13 protein-coding genes are annotated in these 16058 nt (G+C 68.6%); 9 read left to right on the forward strand and 4 right to left on the reverse strand.

What is annotated here, in order from left to right; all coding sequences use genetic code 11:
* Positions 1 to 229 precede the first annotated feature (229 nt).
* The 3 genes from LCHO_RS13160 to LCHO_RS13170 all read left to right on the forward strand — a co-directional run bounded on the left by LCHO_RS13160 (position 230) and on the right by LCHO_RS13170 (position 4660).
* The gene (locus tag LCHO_RS13160; protein ID WP_012347650.1) at positions 230 to 1642 is read left to right on the forward strand and encodes a hypothetical protein; all 1413 of its coding nucleotides are present in this window, start codon (positions 230 to 232) and stop codon (positions 1640 to 1642) included.
* A gap of 16 nt (positions 1643 to 1658) precedes the next feature.
* Entirely contained in the window at positions 1659 to 4136 is a 2478-nt protein-coding gene (locus LCHO_RS13165; protein ID WP_012347651.1) for a fibronectin type III domain-containing protein, read from the forward strand.
* A 194-nt stretch (positions 4137 to 4330) separates the two neighbouring features.
* A complete protein-coding gene (locus tag LCHO_RS13170; protein WP_012347652.1) occupies positions 4331 to 4660 on the forward strand; it encodes a hypothetical protein in 330 nt (109 codons plus the stop codon).
* A 2-nt stretch (positions 4661 to 4662) separates the two neighbouring features.
* On the opposite strand, the gene parC is transcribed toward LCHO_RS13170, so the two are convergent.
* The 4 genes from parC to LCHO_RS13190 all read right to left on the reverse strand — a co-directional run bounded on the left by parC (position 4663) and on the right by LCHO_RS13190 (position 10815).
* Positions 4663 to 6987 (reverse strand): DNA topoisomerase IV subunit A, encoded by a 2325-nt coding sequence (gene parC, locus LCHO_RS13175; protein ID WP_012347653.1) that lies wholly within the window; start codon positions 6985 to 6987, stop codon positions 4663 to 4665.
* A 73-nt stretch (positions 6988 to 7060) separates the two neighbouring features.
* Positions 7061 to 7588 carry a hypothetical protein gene (locus LCHO_RS13180; protein WP_012347654.1) on the reverse strand — a complete coding sequence of 176 codons (528 nt, stop codon included), beginning with the start codon at positions 7586 to 7588 and terminating at the stop codon, positions 7061 to 7063.
* Between the two features lie 58 nt (positions 7589 to 7646).
* Positions 7647 to 8462, reverse strand: a complete 816-nt coding sequence (locus LCHO_RS13185) for an OmpA family protein (RefSeq protein ID WP_012347655.1) — start codon at positions 8460 to 8462, stop codon at positions 7647 to 7649.
* Positions 8463 to 8838: 376 nt separating this feature from the next.
* Positions 8839 to 10815: a DNA topoisomerase IV subunit B gene (locus tag LCHO_RS13190; protein ID WP_012347656.1), complete on the reverse strand. Its 1977-nt coding sequence runs from the start codon at positions 10813 to 10815 to the stop codon at positions 8839 to 8841.
* 189 nt (positions 10816 to 11004) lie between these two features.
* Here LCHO_RS13190 and LCHO_RS13195 point away from each other — a divergent pair, with 189 nt between their 5' ends.
* From LCHO_RS13195 to bamC, 6 genes are all read left to right on the forward strand, one after another.
* Positions 11005 to 11727 (forward strand): hypothetical protein, encoded by a 723-nt coding sequence (locus tag LCHO_RS13195; RefSeq protein ID WP_012347657.1) that lies wholly within the window; start codon positions 11005 to 11007, stop codon positions 11725 to 11727.
* Between the two features lie 83 nt (positions 11728 to 11810).
* Positions 11811 to 13055, forward strand: coding sequence for an MFS transporter (locus tag LCHO_RS13200; protein WP_012347658.1), 1245 nt, complete (start codon positions 11811 to 11813; stop codon positions 13053 to 13055).
* 9 nt (positions 13056 to 13064) lie between these two features.
* Entirely contained in the window at positions 13065 to 13196 is a 132-nt protein-coding gene (locus LCHO_RS24140; protein ID WP_012347659.1) for a hypothetical protein, read from the forward strand.
* Between the two features lie 15 nt (positions 13197 to 13211).
* The gene (locus tag LCHO_RS13205) at positions 13212 to 13799 is read left to right on the forward strand and encodes a class I SAM-dependent methyltransferase (protein ID WP_012347660.1); all 588 of its coding nucleotides are present in this window, start codon (positions 13212 to 13214) and stop codon (positions 13797 to 13799) included.
* 58 nt (positions 13800 to 13857) lie between these two features.
* Entirely contained in the window at positions 13858 to 14739 is an 882-nt protein-coding gene (dapA, locus tag LCHO_RS13210) for a 4-hydroxy-tetrahydrodipicolinate synthase (protein WP_012347661.1), read from the forward strand.
* A 122-nt stretch (positions 14740 to 14861) separates the two neighbouring features.
* Positions 14862 to 16058: an outer membrane protein assembly factor BamC gene (bamC, locus tag LCHO_RS13215; protein ID WP_012347662.1), complete on the forward strand. Its 1197-nt coding sequence runs from the start codon at positions 14862 to 14864 to the stop codon at positions 16056 to 16058.

Genomic DNA, 16058 nt, shown 5'->3' on the forward strand with positions numbered 1-16058 from the left:
CATCCCCTTAACTCAGGTTAAGCATCTTGAACTCGAAGCGACATCTGCCCCACACTGCAACCCAGATCAATGAAATTCAACTTAAGGCCTGATGCACCTCAAAAACTGTGTGCCGGGCCTTGATTGAAGCCGACACGAATCACCAGACGCTCGCGTCGTCAGTTGCTCAAGATCTTGGTGACGCCTCGATACCGATCCGCCTGCCTCCTCCGACACTGAAGGAACTCAGATGACCTCTAGGAAGAAACTCGCCGCAGCCATCGCGCTGATGCTCGGCGCCACCGCCAACCCGCTGATGGCTGCGGTTTGCCAACCGAACTCCGCGACGCCCATCGTCGGCTCGGCCGTCGACACCTACAACCCGGCGCAAGGCCTGCTCGGCCACGGCTTCCCGAAGACGCTGACCGACTCCGAAGGCGTGGCGCTGCAGATCTGCACCGACCCCGGCCTGTGCTTCTTCGACCCGGTCGTGCCCGGCAACGCCTACTCCGAGACCATCGGGTTCGGCGCCGAAGGCTTCTGGTACCTGGCCGAGAGCGCGTTCGCGAGCGCCAACGCCGACGTGCTGGTGGTGATGGCGGCCGAGGCTGCGTTTGCGGCCGAGGTGCCGAACCCGGCCGAAACCTTCCCGTTCACCCGCCTGCGCATCCGTGTCACGGTGCCCGAGCCGGGCCTGTACACGGTGATCCATCCGTACGGCCAGAAGACCTACGAGGTGCTGTCGGTCGTCGACGACCGGGGTCGCCCGACCAATCGCCAGATCAACGACACCGCCGACATCTCGTTCGCGGGCGCCCCGGGCGGCCTGACCAACACCGGCAACGTGGTCGGCCCCTGGCTGCGCTGGACGCGCGCTGGCGAAGCCGGCTACCAGGTCGGTGAACTCCCGGCACCGGCCGGTTATCTGGGTGATGGCCCGACCACCCCGCACACCGTGATCGGCAGCCCCTGCGGCCAGAACTTCGTCAAGCTGATCGCCGGCACGCGCGCCAACGGCACGCCGATCGTCATCGACGCGGCCAACTCCGACGGTGACGGCAATCCGTCCACCCTGACCAGCAACCTGTTCACCGTGCAGGGCAAGATCGCCCCGAACGAAGCCCTCACGCCGCTGGTGGTGAACAGCGCCTACTACACCCGCCAGGGCGGCAAGGTCGACGTGCACGCGTTCACGACGGCGCCGACCACGGCCGTGCTTTCGGCCACCGTGGGCGCCCAGTCGGCCACGCTGCTGCGCCGCGACAGCAGCTTCTACGCGACGCTGGACTCGGTCGCCACCGACGGCACGGTGCCGGCGCAGCTCACCCTGAACGCGACCAACATCGTCGACGGCGTGGCCATCAGCGCCAACCGCACAGTGACGGTGAGCCCGGTTCCCGATCTGGTGACGATCACCAAGGCCGACGCGACCTGCACCGCCGACACGAACGGCGCTCGCACCTGCTCGCTCGTCGTCAACGCCGAGTCCAGCGACAACGGCGCCGTCAAGCCGACGCTGACGGTCACGGCAGGCGGCACCACGGTCAACCTGGCCGACGGCATCGCGACGATCCCCGGCCTGAGCGCGCTGCCCAGCCGCGTCACCGTCAACTCTTCGGCGACCGGCACGGCTAGCAAGCCGGTGACGATCATCAACCAGTGATTGCGAGATTCTGAACATGCAACGCAAACTCATCGTGGCCCTGGTGGCCAGTGCACTCGAGCTGTATGCCGCTTCGGTTTCGGCACAGTCCATGACCTGCACCCAGCCGTTCACGACCGGCCCGCTGAACCCGGTCAACGGTTACGCCGAAACGGTCACCGACATCAACGGCATCTCGCTGCAGATCTGCAAGGATCCGGCGATGTGCTTCTTCGACCCGGTCGTCACGGGCAACCTGACCTCCGAGCAGGCCGGCACCGGCGGCGAGTCGTTCTGGTGGCTGGCGAACGCCACGCTGGCCAACAACAGCGGCCTCGACGCCGTGCTGGTGATGGCCGCCGAAGCGACCTACAACACCGAAGATCCGACCCCGGGCGAGCAACTGAGCTTCACCCGCCTGCGCCTGCGCATCGACGCGCCGTTCACGGGCGTCTACACGGTCGAGTACCCCTACGGCCGTGAAAGCTTCAACATCGAACTGCTGGACGCCGGCGACGAGATCCGCGAAGTCTTCGACATCTCGTTCACCCCGAACATGCTGTCGAACACGCCCGCCACCGGCCGTGTCGGCCCGTGGCTGCGCTGGACCGGCAACGACGCACCGGCCGGCTTCATCGGCGACGGCAACACGCCGCACGCCGTGACCGGCAGCCCTTGCGGCCAGAACTACTTCCGCATCACCGCGGTCGACGTGGACGGCACGCCGCTGCCCATCGGCGGCTTCGATGCGCAAGGCCAGCCGATCAACGTGGTCGAGACGGATCTGTTCACGGTCCAGGGCCAGCTGTCGGACAACAAGGTCCAGACGCCCCTGGCATCGGATCGCATCAGCTACGCCCGCACGGCTGGCGGCACGCAGGTCGACGCCTTCGCGGTGTCCGGCGCCGCCACCGGCGTCGAGATGCGCGACTTCGTGACGACCACCGGCGTCTCCTCGCCCGTGCTGGCCGCCCCGGTCGCCCTGCAGAAGGAAACCAACGGCAGCGCCTTCTCGAAGAGCCAGGGTCTGGTGAACGCACCGGCCACCCTGCCGGCGGCGATGGAACTGCATGGCAGCGATGCCACCGGCACGACCGACACGACCCGCCTGGTGCGCGCGCTGACCGACTCGGTCGTGATCAGCCAGGCCGACTACAACCCGCTCACCGGCAAGCTGCTGGTTCTGGCGACCTCGAGCGACAAGGTCGCGAACCCGGCCTTGACGATCGAGGAATTCGGCGTCGCCACCGGCACCGAACTCGATGTCGGCGGCGTGCCCCCGGCCACCGTGACGGTGCTCTCTGCCGCAGGTGGCAAGGAGACGGTCAAGGTTCGCGTCACCGTGCCCCAGTCGGTGATCGCCCCCAACGGCGTGGCCGCCAGCCTGCTCACGCCGACCAGCGTGCAGGTCAGCTGGACCGATCGCTCGGACAACGAGACCGGCTTCGAAGTCGTCCGCAAGGTCGGCGCCGTCACGACGGTCGTCGGCACGCCTGGCGCAGCCAACGCGGCGGGCAACGAGCTGTCTTTCGTTGACACGACCGCGCCTGACGACACCCTCGTCAGCTACAGCGTGCGCTCGGTGCTGGGCGCCGAGAAGGCCGAGTCGGCCTTCTCGAACGAAGTGCTGGTGCCGATCGCGGCTCCGACGCTCAACAGCGTGTCCCCGGTCGCCGGCAACACGTCGACGAACCTGCGGCTGAGCTGGACCGGTTCGGCCAAGGCCGTGTCGTACAACGTCTACCGCGACAACGCGCTGATCCGCAACGTCACCGGCCTGACGTACGACGACATCGGACTGACGCCCAGCACGACCTACTCGTACCGTGTCGAAGCCGTCGGCGCCAACAGCAGCACGACGTCGAATTCGATCTCGGGCAGCACCACGGCAGGCAGCCTGCTGAACGCACCGACCAACCTGGCCGTCGTGGCCGGCGTGACCGCAGCACGTCCGCGCGTGATCTGGGGCGATGCCTCGCAAGGCGAGACCGGCTATCGCGTCAGCCGCGCGGCCGTGAACGTGACAACGCTGGTGGCAGGCACGGCCACCGTCGCCAACCTGGCCGCGAACACCACGTCGTTCAGCAGCCCCGCACTGACCGCGCAGACGCTCTACCAGTTCACGGTCAACGCCGTGAACGGCGCCGAAGCCGGTGCGGCCGCCAGCATCTATCACTACCAGGGCAATCTGCCTGTCGCGAGAACCGTGCGCGCGACCGTGCGCAGCACCGGGGCAGTCGCCAACCGCACGCCGCTGGGTCAGGTCCCGGTGACCTGGCAGGCGCCGGCCACGACCACGGCTGGCTACGCCAACGTGCTGGGCTACGAGGTGCAGTACTGCGTCGGCGCATCGACCACCTGCACCTGGACCGGCCTGGTGACGAAGACGGGTGTCACCAACGTCAACCACACCTACACCGGCCTGGCGAACACGCTGCATTCGTTCCGCGTGCGCAGCATCACCGCGGCAGGTTTCGGCTCGGCCTGGAGCGTCGTCAGCGCCACCCCGCGCTGATCCGACCGGATCTGCAAGCCCGGCCAGCCGGCCGGGCCCTCGATCGAACGCGCCCTCGGGCGCGTTTTTCTTTGGCATTGCGCAACCACAAACGCCTCATGCAATCCGCACCACAACGTGGCGCAACCCTGCGATGATTCTTCCGTCGGCCCGCTGACGGCCGGCGCGATGACCGATCAATTCAGGAGACCCAGATGAGTTATTGGCCCCATCTCTTCAACAAGCCCGACCACGCATCGACCAGCAGTCAGGAAGGCCGTCTCGACTGGGAAGACGCCATGCATGCACAGCAACGCTTCTGGAACGAATGGATGGAAGCAGGGCAGCTGTGGATGTCGTGGTGGGTGTCGACGCTGCCGTCGGTCGGCTGGCCGCCGGCCGGTGTCGTGCTGCCGCCGGTGCCATCAGAACCGGCCAGCGCCGTGCCGCGCACCGACAGCGGCAAGCCCGCCCCCGACATCGCCGCAGCCACCGACCGGCCGGCGGCACGCAAGCCGCGGGCGCCGGTGGTGCGCCACCACTGAGTTCAGGCCGGCAGCATGCGCTGCACGGCCATGCTGCTGGCGAGCGGCTTGCCCTTGCGGGCACGTTTGCCCAGGTGGATCTCGAGCGACGGTGCGCGCAAGGTGTCTTCGCGCACCTTGCCGCCCCGGCCGGTGCCGACCAGCTTGAGCACGGCGCCGAAGGTTGCCACGGCCGCCAGGGCATCGGCCTCGTCCAGATCCATCAGCATCAGGCCGCGCCCGCCGTTGGGCTGGCGCTTGAGTTCATCCAGACCGAACACCAGCAAGCGCCCTGAGCTCGACAGGCAGGCGACCTGCCGGTGTTCCAGCGCCACCGGCAGCGGCGGCAGGCAGCGCTCGCTCGGCTCCAGCGTCAGGAAGGCCTTGCCGCCCTTCTGACGGCTGATCAGGTCGCCGATCTGCGCCAGCAGGCCGGTGCCGCCACTGTGCGCCAGCAACAACGGGGTGGACGCCGAACCGGCGATGTAATGCAGGATCTGGCTGCCCGCCTCCAGTTCGATCAGCGAGGTGATCGGCACGCCGTCGCCGCGTGCGCCCGGCAGGGTGTTGACCGGCACCGAGTAGACCCGCCCGTCGCTGCCCAGCACCACCAGCGCATCGACGGTGCGGCACTCGAAGGTGCCGTACAGGCCGTCCCCGGCCTTGAACGCGAAGCCCGCCGGATCATGGCCGTGGCCGGTGCGGGCGCGCACCCAGCCCTTCTGGCTGACCACCAGCGTGACCGGCTCGTCGACCACCTTGACCTCGACGACGGCCCTCTTCTCGGCCTGGATCAGCGTGCGGCGGGCGTCGCCGTGGGCCTTGGCATCGGCCTCGATCTCGCGGATCAGCAGGCGCCTGAGCGTGCCGGGGTTGGCCAGGATGTCGTCGAGCTTGCCCTGTTCGGTGCGCAACTCGGCCAGCTCCTGTTCGATGCGGATCGCCTCCAGCCGCGCCAGCTGGCGCAGGCGGATCTCGAGGATGTCCTCGGCCTGCCGGTCGCTGAGCGCAAAGCGCGCGATCAGCGCCGCCTTGGGCTCGTCGCTCTCGCGGATGATGCGGATCACCTCGTCGATGTTGAGCAGCACCAGCTGCCGGCCTTCGAGCACGTGCATGCGGTCGAGCACGCGCGCCAGGCGGTGCTCGGTGCGCCGGCGCACCGTCGCCTGGCGAAAGCCGATCCACTCGACCAGGATGCGGCGCAGGCTCTTCTGCGTCGGCCGGCCATCGGCGCCCACCATCGTCAGGTTGATCGGCGCCGAGCATTCGAGGCTGGTGTGCGCCAGCAGGATCGTGATCAGCTCCTGCTGCTCGACCGTGCGGCTGCGGGGCTCGAACACCATGCGCACCATCGCGTCCTTGTTCGACTCGTCGCGCACCCCGTCCAGCACCGACAGCAGCAGCGCCTTGTTCTGCACCTGCTCGGTGCTGAGCGCCTTCTTGCCGGCCTTGATCTTGGGGTTGCTGAGTTCCTCGATCTCTTCGAGCACGCGCTGGGCGCTCGCGCCCGGCGGCAGTTCGGTCACGACCAGCTGCCACTGACCGCGCGCCAGTTCCTCGATCTTCCAGCGCGCGCGCACCTTGAGCGAGCCGCGGCCGGTGCGATAGGCCTCGCGGATGTCGGTCTCGCTGCTGATGATCTGGCCGCCGCCCGGGTAGTCGGGCGCGGGCAGCAGCGCGTACAAGTCCTCGTCGGACAGGTGTTCGTCGCGGATCAGGGCGACCACGGCCGCCGCCACCTCGCGCAGGTTGTGGCTCGGCACCTCGGTGGCCAGGCCGACGGCAATGCCCGACGCACCGTTGAGCAGCACGAACGGCAGCCGTGCCGGCAGCAGGGCGGGCTCTTCGGTCGAGCCGTCGTAGTTGGGCACGAAGTCGATCGTGCCCTCGTCGATCTCGTCGAGCAGCAGGCGCGCGATCGGCGCCAGCCGGGCTTCGGTGTAGCGCATCGCAGCGGCGCCATCGCCGTCGCGCGAGCCGAAATTGCCCTGACCGTCGACCAGCGGATAGCGCTGGCTGAAGTCCTGCGCCATGCGCACCAGGGCGTCGTAGGCAGCGGTGTCGCCATGCGGGTGATAACGGCCGAGCACGTCACCCACCACCCGCGCGCACTTGACCGGCTTGGCGCCACCGGCGCCGGCAAAGGCCAGGCCCATGCGCTGCATCGAATAGAGGATGCGCCGCTGTACCGGCTTCTGGCCGTCGCAGACATCCGGCAAGGCGCGGCCCTTGACGACACTGAGCGCGTATTCGAGGTAGGCCCGCTCGGCGTAGTGCGCCAGCGTCAACGCATCGCCGCCGTCGTCACCGGGCGGCAGCGTCGAGAAATCGTTCGGGTTGGGGTCCATCGTCGCGCTTGTGCAGCCTTGCTGCGGCGCAACAAGGCCTGTCTTGAGAGGCGGCGGATGTTATCCGACCGGCTCAGGTCGACAGCGACTGCAGCCTGAAAGCGCGCTCGGCCGCCAGCTGCTCCTGCAGGCTGGACTTCTCGCGTTCGTGCTGACCGAGCACCTGCGCCAGCTCGGCCCGGTTGGCCGCCACCTGCTTGCGCAGCGCCTCGAGCTCCTCGCGGTGTTTCAGGCGCTCGGCCATCAGGCCGCGGCGCACGCCTTCGGCCTTGGCCAGATCGCTGTTGACGCGCATCAGCATGGCGCTCAGCTCCTTGATCTGGCGATCGCGCTCGGTGATGCGGGCCTGCATGCCTGCCGCGTCGGCGGCGGTGCTTTCGAGTGCCAGATTGGCCTCGTACTGGGCCATCTCGAGTGCCGCAAGGGCGGCATCGTGTTCGGCACTGACGGTGTAGAGCTGCTCGGTGTGCTTGAACTCCACGTCACGCAGCGACGCCTCGCTGCGCACCGACCAGAAGCGCCGCGCCAGCGACACGCCGATCAGCACGCCCAACACCGCGGCCAGCATCAGATAGAGCCAAAGTTGCGCGAGCAGGAACATGGAAATCTCCGAATGGATAGTTTGAAATGACGAGGCGAGGCCGCCGACGACTGGCGCCTCAGCCCTTCTTCAAGGCCGCAAGGTGGAACTCGATGCGCCGGTTCTTGACCGAGGCCTGCGCATCGCTGGAGGCGGCAATCGGGCGCGATGCGCCGCGCCCCACCGACTCGATCTGATCCAGCGGGACGCCTTCGAGAATCATCGCCGCCGCCACGGCTGCAGCGCGTCGCCTGGACAGGCGCTCGTTCTGGACCGGGTCGCCGCTGGTGTCGGCATGCCCTTCGATGATCACGCGCCAGCGGCTGCAGCGTTGCGCCAGGGCGGCGATCTGGTGCACCACCGGCATCGCTGCCTGTTCAAGCTGGGCCGAACCGGGCTTGAAACGGATGGCGCGGGCCGCCTGGACGGCCCCGAACGCCTTCTCGCAGGCCGCCAGGTCCGGGCCACGCGCCGAGGACTTGCCGGCGCCCGGCGGGGCCAGGTTGGCCAGCAGGTCGTCCAGCGGTTCCGGCGGTGGCGCCGGCGGGCGCTTGGGCAACTCCTCATTGAGCTGCGCCTGATTCTCCAGGTGCAGAAAAACGCCCGGCACGCCCATCAGAGGTCGCAACAGGCGGTTCGCCTCACCCGTGAGCGCAGCCCGGCTGCGCTCGTCGGGGGCCTGGCCCTGCAGCCGTCCGACGGTGTCGTCGATGCGCAGGCGCGCCCATGCGAACCCGCCCTCGGCCAGCATCGAATCGGCCCGCGCCTCGGCGCGCTGGCGCAGGACATCAGGCCGAGCGTCGCCATGCGAAAACACCGCCCACCCGAGCAACAGGACGCCGAACGCGCACAGCCACGCGTCCCAGGCTCCTCGTCGACCGCCCATGAGGGTCATTGTTCTCTCCCGTCAAAACGCCAGCGCGGATGGCTTACCAGCAAAAGAACGGCTTCGCTGCCGCCCAAAGAAACAAAATGTACACAATTCCACAAATCGATTCGCCTGCCCCGCCCTGAACACGGAATCAGGAGGCTTGACAACCGCTTCTTGCATCGAAACGAGCGCTTCCGGCCCTGCAGCCGGATCAGGTCAGGCTGGCGCCGGACCGTGAAATCGAGACAAATTCCACAGCTCGAAATGCACAGTCGCCATCATCTGTGTCGCGACCACGACGCCGCCATCCCCGAACCCAGGGATGTCCGAGAACTGCGTCACCACCGGATGCGGGTGATCGAACCGGGTGGCGGCGTGCTGGCCGCCAGCAGGGGGCGACTCAGACGTCGACCACCACCGAATCGCCATGCAGCTCCATCAGCTCGCGGCGCGATGCCGCTTCGCCCTTGCCCATCAGCTTGGTCAGTGAATCCACCGTGGCGGCGAAGTCGAGCCGGCCGTATTCGACCCGCAGCAGGCGGCGGGTGTCGGGGTTGAGCGTGGTTTCCCAGAGCTGCTCGGCGCTCATCTCGCCCAGGCCCTTGAAGCGGCTGATGCTCCAGCTGCCTTCGCGCGCGCCTTCCTTGCGCAGCTTGTCGAGGATGGCCTGCAGCTCGCCGTCGTCGAGCGCGTACATCTTGGCCGCCGGCTTCTTGCCGCGCGCCGGCGCGTCGACCCGGAACAGCGGCGGCTTGGCGATGTAGATGTTGCCGTTCTCGATCAGCTTGGGGAAATGCCGGAAGAACAGCGTCAGCAGCAGCACCTGGATGTGCGAGCCGTCGACGTCGGCGTCGCTCAGGATGCAGATCTTGCCGTAGCGCAGGCCCGACAGATCCGGGCTGTCGTTGGCGCCGTGGGGGTCGACGCCCACCGCCACCGCGATGTCGTGGATCTCGTTGTTGGCGAACAGCCGGTCACGCTCGACCTCCCAGGCGTTGAGCACCTTGCCACGCAGCGGCAGGATCGCCTGGGTCTCCTTGTTGCGGCCCATCTTGGCGCTGCCGCCGGCCGAATCGCCCTCGACCAGGAACACCTCGTTGAGGCTCAGGTCGCGGCTCTCGCAGTCGGTCAGCTTGCCGGGCAGCACGGCCACGCCCGAGCCCTTCTTCTTCTCGACCTTCTGCCCGGCCTTCTGGCGCGCCTGGGCCTGGCGGATCACCAGTTCGGCGAGCTTCTTGCCGTGTTCGACGTGCTGGTTGAGCCACAGCTCCAGCGCCGGGCGCACGAAGGCGGTCACCAGGCGCAGTGCGTCGCGGCTGTTGAGCCGCTCCTTGGTCTGGCCCTGGAACTGCGGATCGAGCACCTTGGCCGACAGCACGAAGCTGGCGCGGCCGAAGACGTCGTCGGGCATCAGCTTGACACCCTTGGGGCACAGCGCGTGCAGCTCGACGAAACCTTTCACGGCCTGGAACAGACCGTCCTTCAGGCCCGCCTCGTGGGTGCCGCCGGCCACCGTCGGGATCAGGTTGACGTAGCTCTCGCGCAGGTTGACGCCCTCTTCGATGAAGGCCACGCACCAGGCGGCGCCCTCGCCTTCGGCGAAGTTCTCGGTCTCGCCGGCGCTGGCGTACTGCTCGCCTTCGAACAGCGGGATCAGCGGCTCGGCGTTGAGGTTCTGCATCAGGTAGTCGCGCAGGCCGCCCTTGTAGAGCCAGGTCTGGACATCACCGGTCTTCTCGTTGCGCAGCGTCACCGTCACGCCGGGCATCAGCACCGCCTTGCTGCGCAGCAGGTGCATCAGCTCGCCGCGGGGCAGTTCGGCACTCTCGAAATACTTCGGATCCGGCCAGACCCGCACCGACGTGCCCTGGCGGCGATCGCCCGAGGCGATCGGCCGCACCACCAGCGGCTCGATCACGTCGCCGCCGGCAAACGCCAGCGTCGCGACCTTCTTGTCGCGACTGACCTGCACCTGCAGCCGCGTCGCCAGCGCATTGGTCACGCTCACGCCCACGCCGTGCAGGCCGCCCGAGAAGCTGTAGGCGCCCCCCGACCCCTTGTCGAACTTGCCACCCGCGTGCAGCCGCGTGAAGACGATCTCGACCACCGGCACCTGCTCCTCGGGATGCAGGCCGAAGGGGATGCCGCGGCCGTCGTCCTCGACGCTGACCGAGCCGTCGGCGTGCAGCGTGACGGCGATGCTCTTGCCGTAACCGGCCAGCGCCTCGTCGGCGGCGTTGTCGATCGCTTCCTGCACGATGTGCAGCGGCGTGTCGGTGCGGGTGTACATGCCCGGGCGCTGCTTGACGGGCTCGAGGCCCTTGAGCACCCGGATGGAGGCTTCGGCGTAGGCGTTGTTGGGTTTGGGGGTCGACATGGCGGCGGATTCTAGGCAGCTGCGCCGCCGGCCCGCGCCGTCGAAGGCAAGCCCGGGGTGTCGCGCCCGAACCGCGCCCCGAGGCCGGGTGTCACCAGAGGTCACAACTGGGCGCCGACTGCGCACCGAGGGTTTGCCCGGGCGGTGCTAGCCTCGGCGCCATTCAAATTCCTGCCTGAAGGACGACCGATGAAGCTGCTTTCCCTGCGCTGCGCCGCCGCGCTCACCGTGCTGGCCGCCACCTCCGCCCACGCCGCCGACATCACCAACGTCGGCGCACTCAACCAGACCCAGTTCCGCGCGCTGAGCGAAGACCTGGGCGCCGCGGTGTCCTATAAGCCGCTGGTGCCGGCCGAAACCCTCGGCCTGATCGGCTTCGACATCGGCCTGGCCGTCACCGGCACCTCGCTCGAGCACCGCGACGTGCTGTCGCTGGCCGCCGGCGGCTCGACCGTGCCCAAGACCCTGCCGCTGGTCTCGGCGCGTGCGGTCAAGGGCCTGCCGTTCAACTTCGACATCGGCGTGGCCCTCGGCGCCGTGCCCGACAGCAATGTGCGCACCACCGGCGGCGAACTGCGCTGGGCCTTCGTCGACGGCGGCATGCTGATGCCGGCGATCGCCGTGCGTGGCGCGATCAGCCGGCTGTCGGGCGTCGACCAGCTCAAGGTCAGCACCAGCAGCATCGACGTGTCGATCTCGAAGGGTTTCCTGATGTTCACGCCCTACGCCGGCGTCGGCACGGTCAACATCAAGACCGACGCGCCCGGCACCGGACTGGCCAAGGAAAGCTTCAGCAAGAGCAAGGTGTTCGCGGGCATCAACATCAACCTCGGCCTGCTCAACCTGGCCGCCGAAACCGACAAGACCGGCGACAACACCAGCTACGGCCTGAAGGCCGGTTTCCGGTTCTGAACGGCGCCTGATGCCTGCGGCTGCCGTCGCGGGCCGAAGCCCCGAGGCTGCGCCGCGACGTCGCCATTGGCTACAGTCGCGGGATGACCGAGCCCCATCCCGCCCACACGCCCGCGCGGCTGTCGATGAACCAGGTGCTGCTGTGCGGCGCGCTGATCGTCACGCTGTCGATGGGCATCCGCCACGGCTTCGGCCTGTGGCTCGACCCGATCACCAGCGAACGCGGCTGGAGCCGCGAGACCTTCGCCTTCGCGATCGCGATCCAGAACCTGGCCTGGGGCATCGCCGGGCCGGTGACCGGCATGCTGGCCGACCGCTTCGGCGCCTTGCGCGTGCTGCTGGTGGGCAGCGTGGCCTACGCCCTCGGGCTGGTGCTGATGGCGCTGTCGACCTCCGGCCTGGCGTTTACCGGCAGCGCCGGCCTGCTGATCGGCATGGCCCAGTCGGGCACCACCTACGCGGTGATCTACGGCGTGATCGGGCGCAATGTCGACCCGTCCAAGCGCTCGTGGGCGATGGGCGTGGCGGCGGCGGCCGGCTCGTTCGGCCAGTTCCTGATGGTGCCGGTGGAGAGCTGGCTGATCAACCACCTCGGCTGGCAGAACGCGCTGTTCCTGCTGGGCTGCGCGGCGCTGGCGATCATGCCGCTGGCCTTCGGCCTGCGCGAGCCCAAGCTCGGACACGGCGCCCATCGCGGCCATCAGCAGAGCATCGCCAGCGCGGTGCGCGAGGCCTTCGGCTACCGCAGCTTCCAGCTGCTGATGGCGGGTTACTTCGTCTGCGGCTTCCAGGTCGTGTTCATCGGCGTGCACATGCCGAGCTACCTGAAGGACCACGGCATGGCGCCGCAGGTGGCCACCGGCGCGCTGGCGCTGATCGGCCTGTTCAACGTGCTGGGCACCTACGCGGCCGGCGTGCTCGGCCAGCGCCTGGCCAAGCGCCACATCCTGGCCGCCATCTACGCGCTGCGCTCGCTGGCGATCGTGGTCTTCCTGACGGTGCCGCTCACACCCGCCAGCGTCTACGTCTTCGCCTCGGTGATGGGGGTGCTGTGGCTGTCGACCATTCCGCCGACCAACGCCGTGGTGGCGCAGATCTTCGGCGTCCAGTACCTGTCGATGCTGGGCGGCTTCGTCTTCCTCAGCCACCAGATCGGCTCGTTCCTGGGCGTGTGGCTGGGCGGGCGTCTGTACGACAGCACCGGCAGCTACGACATCGTCTGGTGGATCGCGGTGGCGCTGGGCATCTTTGCCGCGTTCATCAACCTGCCGGTGCGCGAGTCCGCGATCGCCCGGCCGGTCCACTCGCCCTCGACCTCCGCGGCCTGAGGATCGGCGATGCGATCGCCCCGACTGCAACGCACGCTCGCCTGGCTCGCCGTGGCGATCGCGCTGGCGCTGGTCACGCTGAGCTATTTCCAGCCCGCGCTGGTGGTCGATCTGGGCAACCGGATGTGGGCCTGTTTCTAGGCCGTTGAACTGCAGATGATCCCGATCTCACCTTCCGCGCCCGGTGCGCACGGATCGAGCACGCCGCCCTCGGACTGGGTGGTGCGCTTCAGCGCCGACCTCGCACCCGGCGCCCGCGTGCTCGATCTGGCCTGCGGCGGCGGGCGGCACGTGCGCATGCTGGCCGCACGGGGCCACCATGTCACCGCGGTCGACCGCGACGCCCAGGCGCTCGCCGGCCTGTCCGGCATCGCTGCGGTCACGGTGGTGGCCGACATCGAGGCCAGCCCCTGGCCGCTGCCCGATCAGCGCTTCGACCTGGTCGTGGTGACCAACTACCTCTGGCGCCCCTTGCTGGCGCAGATCGTCGCCAGCGTCGACGCGGGCGGCTGGCTGGTCTACGAAACCTTCGCGATCGGCCATCAGCGCTACGGTCGACCGAGCAACCCCGACTTCCTGCTGCGTCCCGGCGAACTGCTCGACGCCGTGCACGGTCAATTGCGTGTGGCCGCCTACGAAGAAGGCCTGCTCGACGGCCCGCCGCGCTGGGTGCAGCGCATCGCCGCACGGCGCGAACCCGACATGCCATTGCACAGCCACAGCCCGGCGCGCACGCCGGTGTGAGTGGTCAGACTGCTGAAACCCCGCCCGCTAGAATCGCGGGCTTGCAAGGAACCCGCTCATGAATCCGATTGTTGGCAGCATCGTCGCCCTGGTGACCCCGATGCTTGAGGACGGCAGCGTCGACTACCCGACCCTGCGACAGCTGATCGACTGGCACATCGCCGAAGGCACGGCGTGCATCGGCGTGGTCGGCACGACGGGGGAGTCCCCCACCGTCTCGGTCGAGGAACACTGCGAGATCATCCGCGTAGCCGTCGAGCAGACCGCCGGGCGCGTGCCCGTGATGGCCGGCGCCGGTGGCAACTCCACCCGCGAAGCCATCGAGCTGGCGCGCTTCGCCAAGAAGGTCGGCGCCGACTGCACGCTCAGCGTGGTGCCCTACTACAACAAGCCGTCGCAGGAAGGCATCTACCAGCACTTCCGCGCCATCGCCGAAGCGGTGGACATCCCGACGGTGCTCTACAACGTGCCCGGCCGCACGGTCGCCGACATGCTGCCCGAGACCACCCTGCGCCTGGCGCAGGTGCCCGGCGTCATCGGCATCAAGGAAGCCACCGGCAACATCGAGCGCGCCTGCTGGCTGATCAAGCAGGCGCCGGCCGGTTTCTCGATCTACTCGGGCGACGACGGCACGGCCGTTGCGCTGATGCTGCTCGGCGGTCATGGCAACGTCAGCGTCACGGCCAACGTGGCGCCGCGGGCGATGGCCGACCTGTGCCGTGCCGCCGTGGCGGGCGACGCACGCACCGCGCGCGAGATCCATTTCAAGCTGCTGGGCCTGCACAAGCTGCTGTTCGCCGAGCCCAATCCGACGCCCGTGAAGTGGGCGATGCATCGCCTGGGCCTGTGCGCCGCGACCATGCGCCTGCCGATGGTGCCCATGAGCGCCCATCTCGAAGCCGGCCTTGAAGCCGCCATGCGTGAGGCCGGCCTTCTTTGATCGCAGAGCTGCCCGCCCTGCGCGGGCCTGCGACCCTGACTGCCCACCCTGCTCATGCGCCGCTGGGGCGCTGACTCACCCTGTTCCTGCAGGGCTTTCCGCCTGCTTACCGTGCTCCGACCATGTCTGATTCCCTGACCCGCGCCCCGCAACGCCTGAGCGCCTCCCTGTGCATGACGGCGCTGGGCCTGTTGCTGGCGCAAGGCCTTGGCGGCTGCTCGGCGGTGTCGAACACGCTGGCACCCAACAAGGTCGACTACAAGGCCCAGGCACAGCCTGCCACCAAGCTCGACGTGCCGCCCGACCTGACCCAGCTGGCCAGCGATCCGCGCTACCAGCCGCCTACCGGCGCCAGCGTCAGCGCCAACGCGCTGCAAAGCGCGGGCTCGGCGGTCCTGCCGGGCTCGGCCGCGCCGCAGCCCGGCACCATCGCACCACGGGCAGCCGGCGGCACCCGCATCGAGCGCTCCGGCAACCAGCGCTGGCTCGTCACGTCGTCGACGCCGGAGCAGCTCTGGCCGGTGCTGCGCGAGTACTGGCAGGCCAACGGCTTCACGTTGCTGGTCGACAAGCCCGAACTGGGCGTGATGGAAACCGACTGGCTCGAGAACCGCGGCAAGCTGCCGCAGAACACCTTGAGCCGGGCGATCAGCAAGGTCTTCGAAGCCCTCACCGACAGCGACGAGCGCGACCGCTACCGCATGCTGGTCGAACGCGGCGCGCAGGGCACCGAAGTCACCATCAGCCACCGCGGTGCGGTCCAGGTCGTCACGGGCGACCGCAACAACGAACAGGTTCGCTGGCAGACCCGGCCCACCGACCCCACCCTCGAAGCCGAAATGCTGGCTCGCCTGCTGGCGCACCTGGCACCGGCAGCAGATGCCACCGCGGCTGCGCCGGCACTGGCAGCGGCCGCACAGACCGTCGCCGCCGCGCCGGCCGCGCCGCCGCGGGCCCGCATCGATGCGTCGGCCGCGGTGCCGACGCTGCAGGTCGACGACGGATTCGATCGCGCCTGGCGCCGTGTCGGTGTGGCGCTCGATCGCAACGGCTTCACGGTCGAGGACCGCGACCGCAGCCAGGGCGTCTACTTCGTGCGCTACGTCGACCCCAAGCTCGCCGGCAAGGAAGACCCCAACTTCATCGCACGCCTGTTCGGCGCCAAGAAGGAAGACCTTTCGGGCAAGCGCTACCGCGTTCAAGTCGCCGCCGAAGGCAGTACGGCCAGCACCGTGTCGGTGCTCAACAGCGAAGGCATGGCCAGTGCCGACGAAAGCGCCCGCAACATCGCCCAACTGCTGCTTGTGGAGTTGCGCTGA

The organism is Leptothrix cholodnii SP-6 (genome assembly GCF_000019785.1).
Taxonomy (GTDB): domain Bacteria; phylum Pseudomonadota; class Gammaproteobacteria; order Burkholderiales; family Burkholderiaceae_C; genus Sphaerotilus; species Sphaerotilus cholodnii.